This window comes from Streptococcus sp. ELY_125, assembly GCF_058314535.1.
Window position 1 is genome coordinate 1 of sequence record NZ_JBZFUM010000008.1, and the last position, 20,089, is coordinate 20,089.

Sequence of the window (20,089 nt, forward strand, 5' to 3'; positions counted from 1 at the left end):
TACGATTAACGGTGTAACTTACAGTTCGAATACGGTTAAGACGACGACACCGGAGGATCCGGCTGATCCTACGCCGCCGGCACCAAATCGTAACCGTCTGCCGCTAACTGTGAGCTATTACCTTGGGGACGCAACACCGCAGCCAGCGAAGGCCAGTCTTTTACCACAGACGGGCAGCAAGGAGAGTGCTTATCTGCCGCTCTTAGGCTTGAGTGCGATTTTAGCTAGTCTTGGTTTGGCAGGGATGCGTCGTAAGAAGGAAGCTTAATCAAACCAAAGAAGCAGATCTAGTCTCTGCTTCTTATTTTTAAGGTCCCATTAGCAGCTCTGGCAGCTGCCTTTTATTAGAAGTGGCTAGAGTTTAAACATTTTTCTATATAGAAACTATCATTTTTACCCATAACGTGGTATACTAAATAAGTTGCACTAAAGTGCAATTATTATATATTACAGGTTTTATAAGACAGCCTCGCACTGTTTTTAGAAAGAGAATTTAAGTGAAATTTACAGAATTACATTTAGCAGAAGATATTCTGCAAGCCGTTGACAAAGCAAGTTTTGTCGAGCCTTCTCCTATCCAGGAACTGACGATTCCTTTAGCCCTCGAGGGCAAGGATGTCATCGGTCAAGCACAGACAGGAACAGGTAAGACAGCTGCTTTTGGTTTGCCAACCCTCAATAAAATTGATGCTGAAAATAAAGCGATTCAAGCTTTAGTTATTGCGCCAACGCGTGAATTAGCGGTACAGAGTCAGGAAGAGCTCTTCCGCTTTGGCCGTGAAAAAGGCGTCAAGGTTCGTTCAGTTTATGGGGGATCTAGCATTGAGAAACAAATTAAAGCCCTGCGTTCAGGTGCCCATATTGTCGTTGGTACACCGGGACGTCTGCTGGACTTAATCAAACGTCGGGCTCTTAAGCTCAATACGGTTGAGACCTTGATTCTTGACGAAGCTGATGAAATGCTTAATATGGGGTTTCTTGAGGATATCGAGGCTATTATCAGCCATGTTCCTGAAGAACGTCAAACCCTTCTCTTTTCAGCTACCATGCCTGATGCCATCAAGCGTATCGGTGTGAAATTTATGAAAGAGCCCGAGCACGTTAAAATTGCTGCTAAAGAATTGACCAGCGACAAGGTCGAACAATTTTATATCCGAGTTAAAGAGCAGGAAAAGTTCGATACGATGACCCGCCTTATTGACGTTGATCAGCCGGAATTATCTATTGTTTTTGGTCGTACCAAACGTCGTGTTGATGAATTGACCCGCGGGTTAAAGCTGCGTGGCTATCGCGCAGAAGGTATTCATGGTGATTTAGATCAGAACAAACGCCTGCGAGTTATCCGCGATTTTAAAAATGATAACCTTGATATCCTAGTTGCAACCGATGTGGCTGCCCGTGGACTGGATATCTCAGGTGTGACCCATGTTTATAACTATGATATCCCACAGGATCCTGAAAGCTATGTCCATCGCATTGGGCGGACAGGTCGTGCCGGTAAGTCAGGTCAGTCTATCACCTTTGTGTCACCAAATGAAATGGGCTATCTGTCTATCATTGAAAAATTGACGAACAAGCGTATGAAGGGACTAAAACCGGCTACAGCCGAGGAGGCCTTTCAAGCAAAAAAACGTGTGGCTCTTAAAAAGATTGAGCGCGATTTCGCGGATGAAGCGGTTCGAGCTAACTTTGAAAAATTTAAGGGTGACGCTGTTAAATTAGCAGCTGAATTTTCACCAGAAGAGCTGGCTCTCTATATCCTTAGCCTCACCGTGCAGGATCCTGAGACAATGCCAGAAGTCGAAATTAGTCGTGAAAAACCACTACCTTTTAAACCGTCTGGTAGTCATAAGGGCAAAGGCGGTCGCGGTAATAATAATCACCGCAGTGGCGGTAGAGATCGTTATCGCCGGGATAACAATGGTCGACGCGACTTTAAGCGGGTCTCCAATAAAAATCGTAAAGACTTCGAAAAAAAGGACAATAAACGTCCCCACCGCACTTCAAGTGAAAAGAAAAATGGCTTCGTTATCCGCAATAAAGGTGACAGATAAGTCCATTTGTTTCTTGTTGTATAATTAAAAGGCACCTCAGCCATTGTGTACATGTATGCACAGCTGAGGGACCTTTTTATTTTTTTCCTACTCTCTTGAAAGTTTTTAAGAAGGAATTGAGAGAACCTTTAAATATTATTAAAATGAGCTGGAAGCGTTTACAAAAATAGTTACAAATAAGTATAATATAGGCGTAGAAGGTTATAACTTTTTAAAGATATTATTGGGGAGGTGATCTCTATGCCATCGCGTCATGATTTACATCATTCCAAAAAACAAACCTCCTTTTGGAAATGGGGAGGCACACTTTTAGGTCTGGTTTTGATAGCTTTAATCGCTTTTATTTTCATCAATCAATCCACGACTACAACGCATAGTAACCAAAAGGCAAGGAGCCCTCAAAATTCTATACGTCATAAATCATCAAATCATTCGGCAGAAAAGCCTAAGAACAAGAGTAGTTCAGTATCTAGCTCCAGCCAATCAGGTACCAATGATAGTGATAACAATCAGTCTTCTAGTCAGAATCAGAGCCAGATTATTTCCAGTGATCTAGTAGGTACGTGGCAGGGTCAGACTCCTGTCAGCAATTATGCAGTTACCATGACCTTTCAGGAAAATGGTCAGATTGATGTGGCGGTTGACCAAACCGCTCTCAGTCTTACAGTTGGCAGTTTGAGAGAAATTTCACCTGGCCTATACCTCTACCAAGATATCAGTCCTGCTGATCAGGCTAACTACTTGTTACCGGGTGCTGAACTCGGTGGCACTGGTGGCCCAGTCAAGTTTGGCTATGGGGTATCCGTCAATGGTGATACCATTAAGCCTGTCTTCTGGCAGGTTCAACCAGACCAAGATTTTACGGCCGATAACATGTCCAAAGAAGCCGGCTACCACGGAGTATTCACTCTCAGTCGTAGCCAATAGAAACTTCACTGGGCATATTAACATAGAAAAAGCGAGGTAGATTTTCTGAGTAATCTGCCTCGTTTTGCGTTTACAGGATAATTTAGCTAAAGAAGTGAATGAGAATACCACCTAATATCAGAATAATAGCCCCGCCGAGCCGGTTGGCCATCTGGGCGAAGGCAATCATTTCCATACGATCAGCAGCTGAGAGGACAGCGATATTGCCAGTACCCCCCATTGAATTATTAATCATACCTGCACCGATGGCTGTTTCGACTGGATAGAGACCAAAGATTTTACCGAGGAACCAGCTGGCCAGTCCCATGGCGATTACCGAAGTTAAGCTAAGGATAAGGAATTGCCAAGTCATGGCCTGTGCTAGTTTGGATAGGTCCATCATAGCCAAACCGATACCAGCCAAAACAGCATGGGTTAAGTTGGTCATGACGACTTGGTTGAACATAACAACACAGTCTTGAAGTGCTTTTGGTACGGCATCAGTTGCTTTCAAGATAAAGACAATGATGATCATAAAGGCGTAACTGTGGATCTTTGGAATAAAGGCGTTGAGGATAACACCGATGAGAAACAATCCAAAGGCAAGCATGAGGCCAACGCCAATCTTAGTAGCATCAAGCCTTAATTTTGGTTTTTCAAGCTCTTCCTTATTAACTTCGATCAGAACACCGTGACCGTTGTACTTGGTATTGACGAAAGCTTTAGCAAGAAAGATAGCCCCGATGATGGCAAATAGGTTACCCAGAGTCGTTGCGGGGGCCAACTGATTAAGGATTTGACCGGCAGGGACATGGAGTTGGCTAGCATAGATTTTAGAAAGCGGTACGATACCAGCTCCCATACCTCCAGCCATCTGAGCCATAGAGATATAAAGTACAGAGTGACCAAAGCCTTGACCAAGAAGGGCTCCCATAGTACCTGTAGCGAAGAAGCCAATGACCATAGTAGCGAGTGAGATTGGGATGAAGCGAGCCGAAGCCTTAACCAAGAGGTTGCGGTTCATGCCTAGGATAGCTCCACAGATCAAGGCAGCAATATAGAAGTCTAGAAAACCCCAATCTTGCATAAAAGTTCCCGTAGCTTTAACCAGTTCCTTAGGCATGATATGAAGACTGTTAAGCAGGGCAGCCACAATCAAGGTAAAAACAGAACCACCACCGAGGTAGGTGTTAAAAATAGGCAATTTTTCCCCACAGAAGTAGAAGAGGTGCCCTAAAAGGATGAGCATGAAGGTAATTCCTAACATATTAAAAGGAAGTTTCCCCATCCAGATGGTAATAGCTAAAATGATGATCAAACCCATATAGAGGGGGAGACCAAGACCGGAGATTTTAATATCGTTTAATTTTTTCATAATAGCTAAGAGCCTCCAACTACTTAATAATCAGGGTACCATTTGAGGTCACGGACAGCCTTAGCCATATCAGTTTCCTTTGCTTGGGCCAAGCCCTGTTCTTGCGCTTTTTTGGCAACGGCTTCAGCTACCTTAATAGAAACATCAGCTACATACTTAAATGGTGGAAGAACGGGTGCCCCTGGCTGACCCGGATCGACCAAACCACTGAGTGAGTGAGCAGCGGCCCCAATCATTTCATCAGTCAAGAGCTTGGCTTCTGAGGCTAACATACCAAGTCCGAGACCTGGATAGATAAGGGCGTTGTTGGCTTGACCGATTTGATAATCGACGTCCTTATAAGTAACAGTACCGGAAGGAACACCTGTTGCTACGAAGGCCTTACCATCAGACCATTCAATCACTTGCTCAGCAGTTGCTTCCAATTTTTTAGTTGGGTTAGAGATTGGGAAGATAACCGGACGTTCGGTATTTTGACACATAGCTTGGACAACTTCCTTGGTGAAGGCACCAGCATCGGTAGAAGTACCGACCAAGATTGTTGATTTAACAGTTTTGATGACGTCAAGCAAATTGGTCATATTGTCGGAACCTTCAAAGTCAGCGCGCTTCTTAGCAAATGGTTTTTGAGCTGGAGTGAGATCATCCATATCGTCAAAAAGAAGACCCTGCTTATCGATCATGAAGAAATGCTTGTAGGCTTCCTCTTCTGACAACCCTTCGCTGACCATTTCAGCATGAACTCGAGAAGCGATACCAGCACCGGCAGAACCACCACCGTAGCAGAGGTAGACTTGATCAGTCAATTTTTCGCCAGTGATATCAAGGGCGCCAAAGATACCACCAAGTACAACGATACCAGTACCTTGGATATCATCATTAAAGGTTGGAATGTCATTCTTGTATTTATCAAGAATAGTAGCAGCATTGGAGCGGCCGAAATCCTCCCAGTGGAGGTAGAGTTTAGGAAAGAGTCTTTCAGCTGTTTGGACAAACTGGTCAATAAACTCGTAATATTGTTGGCCGCGGATCCGTTCATGACGGTTGCCCAGATACATAGGATTATTCAAAAGCTCACGGCGGTTGGTACCGGCATCAATAACCAGCGGCATGACACAGGCAGGGTCGATACCGGCAGCCGCAGTGTAGACCATGAGTTTTCCGACAGATATATCAACTCCTTGTACGCCCCAGTCACCGATACCAAGGATACCTTCAGCATCAGTTGCTACAATTAGACGAATATCACGGTCACCAGCAGCATTTTTCAAGGTTTCTTCAATATTTTCAGGGTGGTTAATATCAAGGTAGGCCGCGTATTGAGGATCAACAAAAAGTTGGCTGTAATTTTCAATAGTATCTGCAATTGTGGGATCGTAAACAATAGGATTAAACTCTACGATATGCTGATTGAACAAATAGTAAAAAAGGGTGCGATTGGTATTGAAAATTTCCATCAAAAAGAGACGTTTTTCTAGATCTGATGGTTTTTGTAGGTAGTGCTGGTAAGCTTGATCTGCCTGTTCTTCAATGGTTTGTACGTAAGGTGGTAAGAGACCAATCAGACCGTGTTCCTTACGTTCTTCCATAGTGAAGGCAGTTCCCTTATTCAAAAAGGGATTGTTTAAAATATCGTGTGCTTGCATTTTATTCTCCTCTATAATAAATAATGATAAGTAATGCTCCTCGCAAAGAGCGACCTTATTATAGGAGTGCCGCCTTCTTATAGTCAACTGCTCATCTTATCATAAATTTTATTTATAAGACAACCTTTTGTGCTACAATGATAAGAGTGGAGGTTCTGTATGAATATCAGGGATTTAGAGTATTTTCAGGAGTTATCTAAGTTAAACTCATTTACGGCAGTCGCCCAGTCTTTCAAGGTCAGTCAGCCTACCATTACCTACGCTGTCAAGCGATTAGAAAGTTACTTTAACTGTGAACTGTTTGTCAAGGATCCTTCTCACCGCTCGGTCATTTTAACCCAGCAAGGGAGGATTCTAGCTAAACATATTGAAGCTATTCTAGCAGAACTGGCGATTTCTCAAAAAGAGATAGCACGCGTTAGTCATCAGGAAGTTAAGGTTGGTTTTCCTCCTATTATCAGAGCACGAATTTTATCAGAGCTTATTCATAAAGGAGCAGGCCTAAATTTTATGTCTAGAATGCAAATGTTGGGCGGTGGCTCAGTTGATTTGCTATCGCAGCTAATAGCTGGCGATTTGGATTTCAGCCTTATCGGAAGTCTGCACCCCTTGGAACATCCTAAGCTAGTTACGAAGGAGCTCTACCAGCGTCCTTTTTACATTATCGTATCGGAAAAACACCCTCTGGCCAAGAAGCAGGCTGTCTCCTTTAGTGAAGTATTAGATGAACCCTTCCTTATTCTGGATGAAGGGCATACGCATTTAGAGGCCTTTAATTACCTGAATGATAAATACCAACGAGGCGCTAATATCTTTCTAAAATTGAGTGAGGTCGCCATTATTGGACAGATGGTTGAAGAAAATCTTGGCATTACCCTGCTGACAGACTTTCTCCTCTTTTCAGAATTAGAAGGTCTGGTCAAGATCCCTCTTATAGATGACGATAATGTCAGTTTTCATGTCAGCTACGCCTATCCTAAACAGGCTGTGCTCTCTCCAGTCATTCAAGAGTTTATCACTCTTTTAGAGCAGATTGATAAAACTAACGTATAAAATAAGAGCAGGACAAGCAATTGCTCAGGCTTCTCCTGCTCTTATTCAGTATGTTCCGCTATGTAATCTAGTTTTTCCTGCCGAGTTTTTTGTTTAAAGAGGCTTTCGGCTCTCATGGCAGCATTTTTGTGATTGAAGGTTTCCGAGTAGATAAGTTTGACAGGGAGTCGCGCCTTAGTATATTTGGCGCCTTTACCAGCATTATGAGTTGCAATTCGCTTGTCCAAGTCAGTAGTGTAGCCGGTGTAGAGACTGCCGTCAGCACATTCCAACACATACATATAAGCCTTGTGATCCTTACCGAAGTAAATGTCATGAATCTTATCAGTGTAGTCACCATTATCTTTATGGACAATGAGTGGGGGTAGGAACTTCATACCGTCGATAGAGCCGTCTTTAATAGCTTCAATCAAAAGCATATTAGCTTCCTTATTAGTCTTGGGGTAGACAAATTGGATCCGTTTGGGAGCCAGTTTGTAGCGTCTCATTGTATCGATAATTTCTAAAAAACGTTCCGGCCGATGCACCATTGCCAACCGCCCCTTGGTTTTAAGTGCCTGCTGGCTAATTTGGCAAACTTCTTCAAGGTCAGTCGCAATCTCGTGACGGGCTAAAAGATAGTGCTGACTGGCATTTTTCTTGGAGGTTTCGGTTGCCTTGAAATAGGGAGGATTACAGAGGATAAGATCCACTTTTGAGCGAGGAGCATGATCCATGAGATTTTTTAGGTCATCATTAATCATGGTGACTTGCTCAGTTAAGCCATTGAGCTCAATCGATCGCTGTCCCATATCAGCTAGTCGTTCTTGGAGTTCAATTTCTAGGATTTTGGCCTTGGTCTGGGTTGAGGCAAAGAGACCGACGGCGCCGTTGCCACTGCAGAGATCGACAATCAAACCTTTAGACGGGAACTTTGGAAAGCGTGACAGCAAGACACTATCGACAGAGTAGCTGAAAACTTCCTTGTTTTGAATAATTTTAACATCAGTAGAGAAGAGCTGATCAATGCGCTCTCCTTTAAGCAGATTTTTCTTTGCCATGGAAATCATTATAGCATGATTTGATAGTGAAGAGAAGGTGAGAATGAAACAGATGATAATTATCAGAAAAAATCATTATTTATTTTCGAATGATTACTATTTGTATTAAAAATTACAAATTCACTCTAATTTTCCTTGCATAAGTAAATTTTAAGCGCTACAATGACTGCGTAATTTTTTAAAAAGAGAACTTTCTATGAACACAGTAAGTTTGGATTCGATGGCTTTTGATAATTTTGAGGTGGTGGATGGAAACTTTCTCTCAAATGTAGATGGTGGTGCTGAGTGGGGTAATGCGTTGTTGAGTGCTGCCACTTCAATTGGCTTCGGTGCTATGGCTCTCACTGCAGCACCAGTCAGTGTTCCAGCAACTTTAATGTTATTAACTGCTCAAGGAGTATCAACTGGTTTAGAAATATATTATTTGAACAAAGATTAAAAATTTAGCTGGGATTATGAAATTCTAAATACTAGTAGTGAGATATAAATATGCCTAATTATAGAAAGTGATTAATTATAAGGAGAAAATAGAAAATTTTATTATGAATATAACAACATTAGGCACAGTAGCTTTTGATGACTTCGAAATCGCAGACGCAGACTTTATGGCCTCTTTTTCAGGAGGTGGCAATACAGTAGGAGTACTAACTGCAGCGGCTACTTCATTAGGATTTGGTGCTGCAGCCTGTTTAGCAGCTGGGACTCCTGTTGGTTGGCTATACCTAGGAGCACAAGGGCTGGCGATGGCTGCTGAGTATGCCTACTCTCAAGAATAATAAGAGGTGAGCAATTTTGTTGGAAAAGAAGAGTACTCAAGAAAAGATTGCAAGGTTACTGGCTTTAACAGTGAGTACATTTGCTCTAACTTTCCTTTTATGGCCTATTTCAAAGTTTTTTTCGATCATTTTATTTCTAGCATTGATGGTTACCAATGTCTTCCTACTTTTGTCAAAAAATGATTAAAAATATAAAATGAGAAGAGTTATAAAATTACTATCTTGGTTCATAATTGCTATCGTTGATTTTGTATTTATCTGATCAAGTCAAAGAATAGTGGCAACAGTGATATTTGCATTAATCATAGTTGCAATGTCTTCAGTTTTTTTGTTGCACTTTATTTTACAATCTATCATGATAAAAAAGCTAAAATCATGATATCAAAATTCAGTAAATTTTTATGCTACTCCCCCGTCTCCATCATGGCGTCTGGGCTCTTTTGATAATGATTCAGAGTCGTTAGGAGCTGGATCATTTGAATGCGGAATGTGACAGCATGTACTAGCAGCCTTAGCAATAGGAGTTATCGCTATTAATATGGGGCTTACGACAGGATACTGCTATAATAATGCAGATTGGATTATTGGTAATAAAAACTGAGATTCTTTTAAAACTCGCTAAAATAATTGCTTTTTTTGTTAATATCTTAGCTTCTATCTTCGTAATAGTCTATTTTCTTTTTTTCAGTAAGTAGTAGAATTTTAGATAAGATAGCTCATCTCTTGGTTACAGAAATTTTGAAAAAGAAGATATGCTAGCAAATTTAGAAGGTGAATTTAATGGACTTGGATTTGCAGCTTCATATCTTCTTGGTGAATGGGGGGTGCACTTGGAGCAATGACTGCTGCTATTCCTGTCGGAGCAGCTCTTTATGGGGAGTGGCTCTTTGTATGGCTGGTGCCGCTGCATATTATGCATTCGAAGAATAACTAGGGGAACTGATATGTTATTTAATACTAAGTTTAGAAGATGGTATACGCTATTCCTATTTCTAGTAGTAGCTATAATATGGACGATGACCTTTTGGTCCTATAGTAAACTGTTTGCAGTTTTATCTTTTATCGTAATTATGGCTGTCAATCTTCTTACTTTTTTGCAGTAAAGGGTTCAGATAACTAACGTCAATAATTTTGTACTTTATAAAATAGTTATGAAGTCCATCCTTTTGACTCTTTGTCAACTGTAATAGGTGTCGAATAAGTTAGATACGAGAGAGGATCATAGCTCTCTCGTGTTGTCTTTCTTAAGTTTTTAGGCGACAAGTTAAAATGAACAGCTGCCAGGTTGTTTTACTATTCAAAGCAAGAAGAATTTTGTCTTATTTTAGAGTTATTAAAATAGCGAAGGAATAGGAATGAAGACTTTCGGAGCTATTGCAGGTGGTGTTACTGAGGGAGTAAGTGGTGCAGTTTTAGGATACAAAGCAGGAGATTGTTTGACTAATTAGTTATGAAATATGTGATTATTTTTATCCTTTGGATAACTTTGGTTATTTTAGATACGATTTTTATAAGGTTTTCTAAAAACCAGAAACTCAAAGCCTTATCTTCTACATCGGTCTTGTTGATAACAGTTTTGTTGGCTCTTTATGAACTGTTTTGGTCTTAGGCTAATGTTATAGTTGAGAGGTTGCATGAATAAATCAATGTAATTTAGCACTTATCGACGATCATTGCCGTACATGGTGCAGTTGCCGGCGGAATTGGTGGAGGAGTGAATTATTTACTGAATTGTTGAGGGTAATATGGAATATTGCATTACGGGAGCTATTATAGCACCACTAGTTGTCATGATAATTATACAATTGATGAATTGGAAAAAACCAAAATAACTTGTTGTGAAGATTAGCTTTGATGACCTCAAGATAGCTAATTATCTACACAAGAAAGCTAATGATATGGTACTTGGAATCTAGTGGGAAGCTGGGTTCCTTTTTTGCTTATTGTTCTTAGTCTTGCTGATGTTCTGACCTTCCTTGCTTTCTTGATTTTTAAGGGAATTTGCTTTAAAATAAAAGAGCTGAAAAATGAATAATGACAAGCGATGGTTAACAGCTTGTCTAGGAGATAGATCATGTCAACAAGTATCAAAAAACGTCCAGAGGTCTTGTCACCTGCAGGGACTTTGGAAAAATTAAAAGTAGCCGTTCTCTACGGGGCCGATGCGGTCTTTGTCGGCGGCCAGCAGTATGGACTGCGCAGTCGTGCTGGGAATTTTAGCATGGAGGATATGCAAGAAGGCATCAATTTTGCTCATGAACATGGAGCCAAGGTCTATGTGGCCGCTAACATGGTAACCCATGAAGGCAATGAACAAGGAGCCGGCGACTGGTTCCGCCAGCTGCGTGATATGGGTCTCGATGCCGTTATCGTATCGGATCCAGCCTTGATTGAAATCTGTGCGATAGAAGCGCCGGGTCTGGATATTCACCTGTCGACCCAAGCGTCGGCGACCAATGTCGAAACTTTTAAATTCTGGAGCAATTATGGCCTGACTCGTGTCGTCTTGGCGCGTGAGGTCAATATGGAAGAACTGGCTGAGATTCGCCGCCGTACAGATGTTGAAATCGAGGCCTTTGTTCACGGTGCTATGTGCATTTCTTATTCAGGTCGCTGTACTTTATCTAACCACATGAGCCACCGCGATGCCAATCGCGGCGGTTGTTCACAGTCCTGCCGCTGGAAATACGATCTTTACGATATGCCATTTGGTCAGGAGCGTCGCAGCCTCAAGGGGGAAATTCCTGAAGAGTACTCCATGTCAGCGGTTGATATGTGCATGATTGAACATATTCCTGACATGATTGAAAATGGCGTTGATAGCTTAAAGATTGAAGGCCGGATGAAATCGATCCATTACGTTTCAACTGTAACAAACTGCTATAAGGCCGCGGTAGATGCCTATATGGAGAGTCCAGAAAAATTCGAAGCTATCAAGGATGATTTGATTGATGAACTCTGGAAGGTTGCCCAACGTGAATTGGCAACGGGCTTCTACTACAGTACTCCTACAGAACATGAGCAGCTCTTCGGCGCCCGCCGCAAAATTCCGCAGTATAAATTTATCGCTGAGGTCGTTTCCTTTAATGAAAAAACGATGACAGCTACCATTCGTCAGCGTAATGTTATCAAGGAAGGGGATCATGTTGAATTTTACGGTCCAGGTTTCCGCCATTTTGAAACCAATATCGAAGATCTCCACGATGCTGAGGGAAATAAAATTGATCGGGCACCAAATCCTATGGAACTTTTGACGATCACGGTTCCTCAAGCAGTTCAGCCGGGTGACATGGTTCGTGCCTGCAAGGAAGGTCTCGTCAATCTCTATAAGGAAGACGGCAGCAGCCAAACAGTTAGGGCCTGATTTTTGGAAAACTTTTACGAATAAACAGTCAGGAGGAAGAGCAAATATGGCAGAATTTACATTTGAAATTGAAGAAAAACTCTTGGTCCTCTCTGAAAATGACAAGGGTTGGACCAAAGAGCTTAATCGCGTTAGCTTTAATGGTGCTCCGGCCAAGTATGATATTCGTGCGTGGAGCCCTGATCATACTAAAATGGGTAAGGGTATCACTCTGACCAACGAAGAATTTCAAGTTCTTGTTGACGCTTTTAAAAATTAAATAGGATTAGGGTTGCTGCTTTGCTTATAGAGCGAAGGGCTGACCCTAGTTTTTTTATTAGGGAAGCTTAAAGGCGGTAACTTCTATCATATTTGGCTTTTAGTCAAATGTCTTTAGGTATTATCCTAGGCTAAAAATTTTTTCGCCACTAGGCTGACCTTTGCAGTATTAGCTTGACAAAGCTTTCTGAAAGAGGTTACAATATGAGAAAATAAGAGTGGGGATTATTTTACCAATTTCCGCATGGAATATTTTTGAGTAAGGATTAGCAGCCTTGTCATTAAGGAGTCAGATGAGAGAGTTTGAAGATGATTATAGACGGGCCATCGGGAAAAGTGGAGTTCGAGGCTTGGGCGACCCACAGGTCAAAAAAGAATTGGAAGATAGGGTCTATCGTCTGCACGAGGCCTTGAGGGTATCCGAAGATGAAAACTCCCGTCATGAAATCCAGTTTCTTTTGGACCGCGCCAAGGGAGAGTACCAAAAGTATATTCTAGCAGAGAGGAAGATGGTGGCTATGATTCGACGTGATATGCGAGTGCAAGCAGAAGAAGAAGAGCGTAAGAAAAAACGACAACTATTTATATTGATAGCTAGTATAGCTGGATTAGCGCTGGTTGTTCTCTTTGTTATCTTGCACATCAATGCAGCTAATCGAGCAGCTAAAAACGAGGCAGCAGCCAAGGCCGCTTTTCAACAGAAATCAGATGTAGCCAAGAGTTCCAAGGAGGAAGCGGACAATAAGCTAGGAGACACAGAGCTTTTTCCTAAAAATCTCATTGGTACTTGGTCAGGCCAACAAGGAGGGGCCGAAATAACTCTGACTTTCAGCGAAGATGGCACTGTGACTGTCACGACTGAGCTCAGTGATGGAAGCTACACTGAAAATTCGGGAGTTGTTACATCAACGCTACCAGTTGATGATACGACCTTTAGAATCGTTGAGTATTCTGGAGTGGTTTCCCCCGAACAGTCCAACGGTACCGCAGTTTCTGAACTGGGCTATAAACTGGGTTCTGGTGGCAAGGAACTCTATCCGATTCTCTGGCAGTCCCAGGCAGGTCAGGCTATTGACTACAGCAAGTATACTTATGACGATAGCAATGTCCTTAAAAAGGAAGACTAAACCATATTAGCAAAAAGCCGGTGGTGTTTCCGCTGGCTTTTTGCGATTAATATTAGTGCTAATGTACTTTGAAGATAAATCCGATGAGGTGATGAGTCTTAGACAGCTCAAAAGATCTCACAGACCTTTTGAGTTAGGAAGGGTAAGACCAACGGAGCTGATATCATAAAAATAAGGATCTATCATAAGATTCTCAAACGCTATGAAAGTGTCCAGTAAAAGCTGTATCTATTTCATAGCTCCCTTCTTTAAAATTTGGTATAATATAAACTAACACTTATTACAAATTAAAAGAATGGAGGTAGGCTGGTGGCGGATTATCTGTCGGTCAGTTCCCTGACTAAATATTTAAAACTTAAGTTTGACCGCGACCCCTATTTAGAGAGAGTCTACCTGACTGGTCAAGTATCCAATTTCCGCAAGCGTCCCAATCACCAATATTTCTCTCTTAAGGATGAGCATGCTGTTATTCAGGCTACTGTGTGGGCTGGTGTCTTTCGTAAGCTGGGTTTTGATTTAGAAGAGGGAATGAAAATCAATGTTGTCGGCCGCGTTCAGCTCTATGCTCCTAATGGAACTTACTCTATTGTTATCGAAAGAGCCGAGCCTGATGGCATTGGTGCTTTGGCTGTCCAGTTTGAACAGCTAAAAAAGAAGCTGACCCAGACGGGCTACTTTGCAGCTGAGCATAAGCAAGCCCTCCCACAGTTTGTTAAGAAAATTGGTGTCATCACGAGTCCCAGCGGTGCTGTGATTCGTGACATTATTACGACTATCCGCCGGCGTTTCCCAGGTGTTGCCGTTTTACTTTTTCCTACAAAAGTTCAAGGAGAAGGCAGCGCGCAGGAAGTAGCCGATAATATCGCTAAGGCTAATCAGAGAGAAGACCTAGACTTACTAATTGTTGGACGTGGTGGCGGTTCTATTGAGGACCTCTGGGCTTTCAATGAGGAGATTGTTGTTCAGGCTATTTTTGAATCCCGACTGCCAGTCATCTCAAGTGTCGGACATGAGACAGACACTACCCTCGCCGACTATGTGGCTGATCACAGAGCGGCAACACCGACAGCAGCAGCTGAATTGGCTACCCCTGTCACAAAGGCTGATGTTCTTTCTTGGCTTCAGGAAGCGAGTCATCGTGCCTATCAAGCAGTACAGCGTCACATTAAACAGCAGGAAGACAGGTTTTTGCAGGTCAGCCGCTCGGTTATTTTTCGCCAGCCTGAGCGACTTTATGATGCTCACAGTCAAAAACTGGATCGTTTGCGAGAGCAGTTGTTCAACTTAACACGCAGCTATTTGAGGCAGAATCAGCAGGAGCAACTCCTGTTGGCTCATCGCTTAAACAGCTTGGATTTGCGAGGTCAGTTGGAGCGATTTCAGGATCGCCTCAATCAGCAAGAGCGCTTGCTGAAATCTAATATGGCCAATCAATATGACAGTAAGCTGGCTCGTTTTGAAAAGGCTCAGGATGCACTCTTATCGTTAGATACTAGCCGAATCGTCGCAAGGGGCTATGCTATTGTGCAAAAAGATGGCAGACCGATTACTAGTGTTAAAGAGGCAGCGATAGGAATGGCTCTGAACTTAGAGATGAAAGATGGGGAACTAGAAGTAGAGGTAAAAAATGCCAAGCAAAAAGAAGACATTTGAAGAAAATTTACAGGAATTAGAAGCGATTGTTACCAAGCTGGAAAATGGTGATGTTCCTCTGGAAAAGGCTATTGCAGAATTTCAAAAAGGGATGACGCTCTCAAAAGATTTACAAAAAACCTTGTCTGAGGCAGAGGAAACGCTTGTTAAGGTCATGCAGACTGATGGTTCCGAAGTAGAAATGGATAGTGATGACTAAGCTCCAAAAGATTGATCAGGCTATTCGTAGCTATTATGAGCGTGAGCCGGTTGCTGATAAACTAATAGAAGCTATTTTTTACTCCATTGATGCTGGCGGCAAGCGGATTCGTCCCTCGATGCTGCTGGACATTGTTGAAGGTTTCGGTATTGAGCTGAAAACTTGCCACTATCAGGTTGCTGCAGCTTTGGAAATGATTCATACTGGTAGTCTGATTCACGATGATCTACCTGCTATGGATAATGATGATTATCGACGCGGACGTCTCACCAACCATAGGCAGTTTGACGAAGCCACAGCTATCTTAGCTGGCGACAGCCTCTTTTTAGATTCTTATGGCTTATTGGCGCAGGCTGATTTACCAGAGGATATGGCTATCGCCTTGATTAAAAATCTATCTCAAGCTTCTGGCACCTTTGGTATGGTGGGCGGTCAGGTGCTGGATATTGAGGGTGAAGGTCAGCAGCTTGAATTTGAAGAACTGTCGGCTATTCATCGTAACAAAACAGGGAAGCTTCTTGCTTATCCTTTTAAAGCCGCTGCCATTCTTGCTAACCAAGACGACGCGACTCAGGAGCAGTGTGAACAGGCTGGGATTCTAGTTGGTATGGCCTTTCAAATCAGGGATGATATTTTAGATGTGACAGCAAGTTTTGAAGACTTAGGCAAAACGCCTCAAAAGGACTTGATGGCTGAAAAATCAACCTACCCAAGCCTGCTCGGCCTAGATAGATCTTACCATCTCTTGGAGGAATCCCTCAACCAAGCTATTGCTATTTTGCAAGAACTAAAAGTTAGTAAGGGATTTGTTCCGGATAAAATTATAAGGATGATAGAAAGGTTGCGGTTGCATGCCTAAGGAACGAGTAGATGTACTAGCCTATAAGCAGGGTCTCTTTGCTACCCGAGAGCAGGCTAAACGCGGCGTTATGGCAGGTCTGGTCGTCGCTGTGTCAGATGGTCAGCGCTTTGATAAACCCGGAGAAAAGATTTCTGATGATATTGAACTTAGGCTGAAAGGCGAAGTCCTTAAATATGTTAGCCGCGGTGGTCTTAAGCTGGAAAAGGCTTTAGAGATTTTTGATATCGCAGTTGAGGGACTAATTACCCTAGATATAGGTGCGTCAACTGGCGGTTTTACTGATGTTATGCTGCAAAATGGAGCTAAACTGGTCTATGCAGTAGATGTTGGTACTAACCAGCTCGTTTGGAAACTTAGACAGGACCAGCGTGTTATTAGTATGGAGCAGTATAATTTCCGCTACGCTAAATCCGACGATTTTAGTCGCGGCTTGCCTAGTTTTGCTAGTATTGATGTTAGCTTTATTTCGCTCAGTCTTATTTTACCGCCCTTAGCTGCCTTGCTCTCACAAGGCTGCCGCCTTGTTGCCCTAGTCAAACCGCAGTTTGAAGCAGGGCGCCGACAGGTTGGTAAAAATGGCATTATCAAGGACCCAGCTGTCCATCAAAACGTTTTAGAAACTGTGGCTGCCTTTGCTGTCGATTTCGGATTTACAGTTAGGGGGCTGGATTTTTCTCCCATTCAAGGTGGTCATGGCAATATTGAATTTTTAATGGATCTGGAGCGCTCACAAAACCCTGAAAATCTAGCAGCTGATGCCATCTTACCAACAGTAGAAAAAGCACACGAGGAATTTAAAAAGAATGAAGAAGCATGAACGTTTAGAACTTCTGCGACAAATTGTTTTAGAAAATGAAATTGAAACCCAACATGACCTTGTTGCCATGTTGGAAGCTCATGGTCTCAAATCTACTCAAGCAACGATTTCCCGCGATATCAACAATCTTGGCATTGTTAAAGTACCTAGTAAATCAGGTAAATATGTTTACGGCCTGTCTAAAGAATCGGCCAGAAAATTAATGACCCCCTTGCAGCAGGCTTGCGAATCCATTATTAGTCTGTCCGATAATATCGCAGGCTTAGAGCAGATGATCAGTATTTCTGCTGTACCGGGCAATACGCGTTATCTTAAGCGGCTTTTGCTGCAGGAGTATGGTGAAGAGATTTTTAGTATTATTGCTGATGACGATAGTATCTTAATCGTGTTGAAATCAGCTGGATTTGCTGCTGCTCTGCGCCAGAATTTAACAGCTTGGATAAAACAACACCATTGATTGAGGAGACTTATGCTATTAGAAATTTCCATAAAAAATTTTGCTATTATTGAGGAAATTTCCCTCAATTTTGACAATGGTATGACGGTTTTAACAGGTGAAACAGGCGCCGGAAAATCTATTATTATCGATGCAATGAATATGATGCTGGGAGCTAGAGCTAATACCGAAGTTATTCGTCACGGTGCAGCCAAGGCTGAGATCGAAGGTTTTTTTACCCTTCAGGATAACCCAGCACTCAATCAGGCTTTGAACGATAATGGTATTGAATTGGGGGATGAGCTGATTATCAGGCGGGAAATTCTTCAAAATGGCCGCAGTATCAGCCGCATCAATGGCCAAATGGTTAACCTATCAACCTTACGGTCTATCGGGCAATATTTGGTTGATATCCACGGTCAGCACGATCAAGAAGAACTGATGAAGGCTGCTCAGCATATTAGGCTTCTGGATGAATTCGGAGATGAAGATTTCTTTGTTATAAAAAAATCTTATCAGTCTAGTTTTGATGCCTACAGGAAGCTGCGTAAACGAGTTCTAGAAAAGCAGAAAAACGAAGAGGAGCACAAGGCTCGTATCGAGATGCTAGAGTTTCAGATAGCGGAGATCGAAGCAGCTGATCTTAAATCTGGTGAAGATAATAAACTCAATCAGGAGCGTGACAAGCTGCTTAATCACAAACATATTGCTGATACTCTAACCAATGCCTTTGCCATGCTCGATAATGAAGATTTCTCAAGCCTAGCTAATGTGCGTTCAGCTATGAATGATCTGCTGGCGCTGGAAGAATATGATCCAGATTACAAAGACCTGTCAGCTAATCTTTCAGAATCCTATTATGTTCTAGAAGATGTAACCAAGCGCCTAGCGGATATTATAGATGGCCTTGATTTTGATGGAAATCGTCTCAATGCAGTCGATGATCGACTTAATATCATCCACACTATAACGCGTAAATACGGTGGTAGTGTTGACGATGTTTTAGATTATTTTGATACTATTACTAAGGAATATAACCATCTAACGGGTAATGACCTGCAATCTGATGATCTGGAGACAGACTTAAAAACTTTAGAAAAAGAACTGATCGCCTCAAGTCAACTTCTTAGTGAGAAGCGTCATGCTTTAGCAGCTGTGCTAGAAACTGATATTAAACGAGAATTGATGGATCTCTACATGGACAAGGCCGATTTCCAAGTCCAATTTAGTAAGGGAAAATTTAGTCGTGAAGGCAATGAGCAGGTTGAATTTTATATTTCAACTAATCCAGGGGAAGGGTTTAAACCACTGATCAAGGTTGCTTCAGGCGGGGAACTGTCCCGTTTGATGCTGGCAATCAAATCCGCCTTTGCTCGTAAAGAAGATAAGACCAGTATCGTTTTTGATGAGGTTGACACTGGGGTCTCAGGACGCGTAGCGCAAGCCATTGCTCAGAAAATTTATAAGATTGGAAGCCATGGCCAAGTTTTAGCTATTTCTCACCTGCCGCAGGTTATTGCAGCAGCAGATTACCAATTCTTTATTGAAAAAGAAAGCAAAGAAGAATCGACTGTTTCGACTGTTCGTTTGTTAACAACTAAGGAGCGTGTTGAGGAGATTGCCAAGATGTTAGCCGGCGATCAGCTAACCAAAGCAGCCTTAACACAAGCCCAAGAGCTGTTGCAAAATCGATAAGACAATAGAATTAGAGTTTGGTGTTTCATTACCATCTCTAATTTTTTTGTATTGGTAAAAAATATTTTAATACTACTTGTCAAATTAAGAAGGAGATAGTATAATAAATTTTGCATTTATGGGAGAAAAATTTTATACCAAAATAGTATTTAAATACTATTGTTTTGTAGCCTAGTTTCCGAGCTACAAAGCTAGGTATCCATTGGGGGTGGCAGAGAAATGATAGATAAATTGAATAGTATAAGAAGAGGGAACAAGAATTCATCAACAAATTTACGTTTTGATATTCAGCTGGCCTTGCTGATTATAGGAGGGATTTTGATTGCCTTCGCCTTGGGAGCCATAGAGCAACAGGTTAGTTCTGACACGTCAACATCTGAACAGCCCGTAGCCCAGACAACTGGGGAAATTTTACCCTTAGACATTGATGGTGTCTTGAACGGTGATTATTCTTCCGTTGTTGGAACATGGAAGAGTGGAACTGGCACCAGTATTACCTTTGATACTGCGGGGGAAGTAACCTATAGGACTAAAAAAGGGAAGGTTAGTAAGGGGATTCTCTATAATGCTCGACTTCTAGATGGGCGCTTAGAAGCTCAATTTGAGACCAAAAACGGTGAGGTCGTCAGTATCTTCTTAGTGCCAGCAGGGATACCGACCAAATACACTGGGGCCACCTATCAGTCTGATGCTGTACTGGTTAATAGCGAGACAGCAGATGACGATCATCCATTTTATCGCTGATATAGTAGTAACAGTTTGTGCTGGGTCTATGGCTCAGCACTTTTTGTATACCGTTTTATTGGATTCTGGGCGGTGGATTTCAGC

At 42.2% G+C, this 20,089-nt stretch carries 19 protein-coding genes; 16 read left to right on the forward strand and 3 right to left on the reverse strand.

Annotation, left to right across the window (positions count from 1 at the left end; all coding sequences use genetic code 11):
• The 3 genes from AC4HAL_RS04695 to AC4HAL_RS04705 all read left to right on the forward strand — a co-directional run.
• Nucleotides 1-268, forward strand: a 268-nt coding sequence (locus AC4HAL_RS04695; protein ID WP_491093204.1) for an LPXTG cell wall anchor domain-containing protein, incomplete at its 5' end; no start/stop codon positions are given.
• Nucleotides 269-497: 229 nt separating this feature from the next.
• A complete protein-coding gene (cshA, locus tag AC4HAL_RS04700) occupies nucleotides 498-2,054 on the forward strand; it encodes a degradosome RNA helicase CshA (protein WP_491093205.1) in 1,557 nt (518 codons plus the stop codon).
• Nucleotides 2,055-2,729: 675 nt separating this feature from the next.
• Entirely contained in the window at nucleotides 2,730-2,981 is a 252-nt protein-coding gene (locus AC4HAL_RS04705; RefSeq protein WP_447453150.1) for a hypothetical protein, read from the forward strand.
• A gap of 82 nt (nucleotides 2,982-3,063) precedes the next feature.
• On the opposite strand, the gene AC4HAL_RS04710 is transcribed toward AC4HAL_RS04705, so the two are convergent.
• Together AC4HAL_RS04710 and AC4HAL_RS04715 are read right to left on the reverse strand one after the other, a co-directional pair.
• A complete protein-coding gene (locus tag AC4HAL_RS04710) occupies nucleotides 3,064-4,335 on the reverse strand; it encodes a 2-hydroxycarboxylate transporter family protein (RefSeq protein ID WP_491093206.1) in 1,272 nt (423 codons plus the stop codon).
• A gap of 23 nt (nucleotides 4,336-4,358) precedes the next feature.
• Entirely contained in the window at nucleotides 4,359-5,981 is a 1,623-nt protein-coding gene (locus AC4HAL_RS04715; RefSeq protein WP_491093207.1) for a malolactic enzyme, read from the reverse strand.
• A 159-nt stretch (nucleotides 5,982-6,140) separates the two neighbouring features.
• Between AC4HAL_RS04715 and AC4HAL_RS04720 the strand changes: the two genes are divergently transcribed.
• Complete coding sequence (locus AC4HAL_RS04720; RefSeq protein WP_491093208.1) at nucleotides 6,141-7,034, forward strand: LysR family transcriptional regulator; 894 nt, start codon at nucleotides 6,141-6,143, stop codon at nucleotides 7,032-7,034.
• 41 nt (nucleotides 7,035-7,075) lie between these two features.
• On the opposite strand, the gene AC4HAL_RS04725 is transcribed toward AC4HAL_RS04720, so the two are convergent.
• Complete coding sequence (locus AC4HAL_RS04725) at nucleotides 7,076-8,074, reverse strand: GIY-YIG nuclease family protein (RefSeq protein WP_491093209.1); 999 nt, start codon at nucleotides 8,072-8,074, stop codon at nucleotides 7,076-7,078.
• 196 nt (nucleotides 8,075-8,270) lie between these two features.
• On the opposite strand from AC4HAL_RS04725, the gene AC4HAL_RS04730 reads away from it, so the two are divergent.
• The 12 genes from AC4HAL_RS04730 to AC4HAL_RS04785 all read left to right on the forward strand — a co-directional run bounded on the left by AC4HAL_RS04730 (nucleotide 8,271) and on the right by AC4HAL_RS04785 (nucleotide 20,005).
• A complete protein-coding gene (locus AC4HAL_RS04730; RefSeq protein WP_491093210.1) occupies nucleotides 8,271-8,513 on the forward strand; it encodes a hypothetical protein in 243 nt (80 codons plus the stop codon).
• Nucleotides 8,514-8,616: 103 nt separating this feature from the next.
• The gene (locus AC4HAL_RS04735; RefSeq protein WP_491093211.1) at nucleotides 8,617-8,850 is read left to right on the forward strand and encodes a hypothetical protein; all 234 of its coding nucleotides are present in this window, start codon (nucleotides 8,617-8,619) and stop codon (nucleotides 8,848-8,850) included.
• A gap of 2,074 nt (nucleotides 8,851-10,924) precedes the next feature.
• Complete coding sequence (locus AC4HAL_RS04740) at nucleotides 10,925-12,214, forward strand: peptidase U32 family protein (protein ID WP_491093212.1); 1,290 nt, start codon at nucleotides 10,925-10,927, stop codon at nucleotides 12,212-12,214.
• Nucleotides 12,215-12,260: 46 nt separating this feature from the next.
• Nucleotides 12,261-12,473, forward strand: a complete 213-nt coding sequence (locus tag AC4HAL_RS04745; protein WP_447453139.1) for a YdbC family protein — start codon at nucleotides 12,261-12,263, stop codon at nucleotides 12,471-12,473.
• Nucleotides 12,474-12,765: 292 nt separating this feature from the next.
• Complete coding sequence (locus AC4HAL_RS04750) at nucleotides 12,766-13,599, forward strand: hypothetical protein (protein WP_491093213.1); 834 nt, start codon at nucleotides 12,766-12,768, stop codon at nucleotides 13,597-13,599.
• Nucleotides 13,600-13,908: 309 nt separating this feature from the next.
• On the forward strand, nucleotides 13,909-15,252 hold the full coding sequence (xseA, locus tag AC4HAL_RS04755; protein WP_491093214.1) for an exodeoxyribonuclease VII large subunit: 1,344 nt from the start codon (nucleotides 13,909-13,911) through the stop codon (nucleotides 15,250-15,252).
• Nucleotides 15,227-15,451, forward strand: coding sequence for an exodeoxyribonuclease VII small subunit (locus AC4HAL_RS04760; RefSeq protein WP_447453142.1), 225 nt, complete (start codon nucleotides 15,227-15,229; stop codon nucleotides 15,449-15,451). Before xseA ends, AC4HAL_RS04760 begins: the two co-directional genes overlap by 26 nt.
• Nucleotides 15,444-16,310 (forward strand): polyprenyl synthetase family protein, encoded by an 867-nt coding sequence (locus AC4HAL_RS04765; protein ID WP_491093215.1) that lies wholly within the window; start codon nucleotides 15,444-15,446, stop codon nucleotides 16,308-16,310. Before AC4HAL_RS04760 ends, AC4HAL_RS04765 begins: the two co-directional genes overlap by 8 nt.
• A complete protein-coding gene (locus AC4HAL_RS04770; RefSeq protein ID WP_491093216.1) occupies nucleotides 16,303-17,130 on the forward strand; it encodes a TlyA family RNA methyltransferase in 828 nt (275 codons plus the stop codon). The genes AC4HAL_RS04765 and AC4HAL_RS04770 overlap by 8 nt, the downstream gene beginning before the upstream one ends.
• Nucleotides 17,117-17,587, forward strand: coding sequence for an arginine repressor (locus AC4HAL_RS04775; RefSeq protein WP_447453145.1), 471 nt, complete (start codon nucleotides 17,117-17,119; stop codon nucleotides 17,585-17,587). The genes AC4HAL_RS04770 and AC4HAL_RS04775 overlap by 14 nt, the downstream gene beginning before the upstream one ends.
• Before the next feature lie 12 nt (nucleotides 17,588-17,599).
• Nucleotides 17,600-19,261, forward strand: a complete 1,662-nt coding sequence (recN, locus tag AC4HAL_RS04780; RefSeq protein ID WP_491093217.1) for a DNA repair protein RecN — start codon at nucleotides 17,600-17,602, stop codon at nucleotides 19,259-19,261.
• Between the two features lie 219 nt (nucleotides 19,262-19,480).
• Complete coding sequence (locus AC4HAL_RS04785; protein ID WP_491093218.1) at nucleotides 19,481-20,005, forward strand: DUF6287 domain-containing protein; 525 nt, start codon at nucleotides 19,481-19,483, stop codon at nucleotides 20,003-20,005.
• The last annotated feature ends 84 nt before the right edge of the window (nucleotides 20,006-20,089 follow it).

What these genes read in the sequence shown, in the direction of transcription:
- AC4HAL_RS04710 (WP_491093206.1), bottom strand. Translation starts at nt 4,335, where the DNA reads ATGAAAAAATTAAACGATATTAAAATCTCCGGTCTTGGTCTCCCCCTC.
- AC4HAL_RS04715 (WP_491093207.1), bottom strand. Translation starts at nt 5,981, where the DNA reads ATGCAAGCACACGATATTTTAAACAATCCCTTTTTGAATAAGGGAACT.
- AC4HAL_RS04720 (WP_491093208.1), top strand. Translation starts at nt 6,141, where the DNA reads ATGAATATCAGGGATTTAGAGTATTTTCAGGAGTTATCTAAGTTAAAC.
- AC4HAL_RS04725 (WP_491093209.1), bottom strand. Translation starts at nt 8,074, where the DNA reads ATGGCAAAGAAAAATCTGCTTAAAGGAGAGCGCATTGATCAGCTCTTC.
- AC4HAL_RS04730 (WP_491093210.1), top strand. Translation starts at nt 8,271, where the DNA reads ATGAACACAGTAAGTTTGGATTCGATGGCTTTTGATAATTTTGAGGTG.
- AC4HAL_RS04735 (WP_491093211.1), top strand. Translation starts at nt 8,617, where the DNA reads ATGAATATAACAACATTAGGCACAGTAGCTTTTGATGACTTCGAAATC.
- AC4HAL_RS04740 (WP_491093212.1), top strand. Translation starts at nt 10,925, where the DNA reads ATGTCAACAAGTATCAAAAAACGTCCAGAGGTCTTGTCACCTGCAGGG.
- AC4HAL_RS04745 (WP_447453139.1), top strand. Translation starts at nt 12,261, where the DNA reads ATGGCAGAATTTACATTTGAAATTGAAGAAAAACTCTTGGTCCTCTCT.
- AC4HAL_RS04750 (WP_491093213.1), top strand. Translation starts at nt 12,766, where the DNA reads ATGAGAGAGTTTGAAGATGATTATAGACGGGCCATCGGGAAAAGTGGA.
- AC4HAL_RS04760 (WP_447453142.1), top strand. Translation starts at nt 15,227, where the DNA reads ATGCCAAGCAAAAAGAAGACATTTGAAGAAAATTTACAGGAATTAGAA.
- AC4HAL_RS04765 (WP_491093215.1), top strand. Translation starts at nt 15,444, where the DNA reads ATGACTAAGCTCCAAAAGATTGATCAGGCTATTCGTAGCTATTATGAG.
- AC4HAL_RS04770 (WP_491093216.1), top strand. Translation starts at nt 16,303, where the DNA reads ATGCCTAAGGAACGAGTAGATGTACTAGCCTATAAGCAGGGTCTCTTT.
- AC4HAL_RS04775 (WP_447453145.1), top strand. Translation starts at nt 17,117, where the DNA reads ATGAAGAAGCATGAACGTTTAGAACTTCTGCGACAAATTGTTTTAGAA.
- recN (WP_491093217.1), top strand. Translation starts at nt 17,600, where the DNA reads ATGCTATTAGAAATTTCCATAAAAAATTTTGCTATTATTGAGGAAATT.
- AC4HAL_RS04785 (WP_491093218.1), top strand. Translation starts at nt 19,481, where the DNA reads ATGATAGATAAATTGAATAGTATAAGAAGAGGGAACAAGAATTCATCA.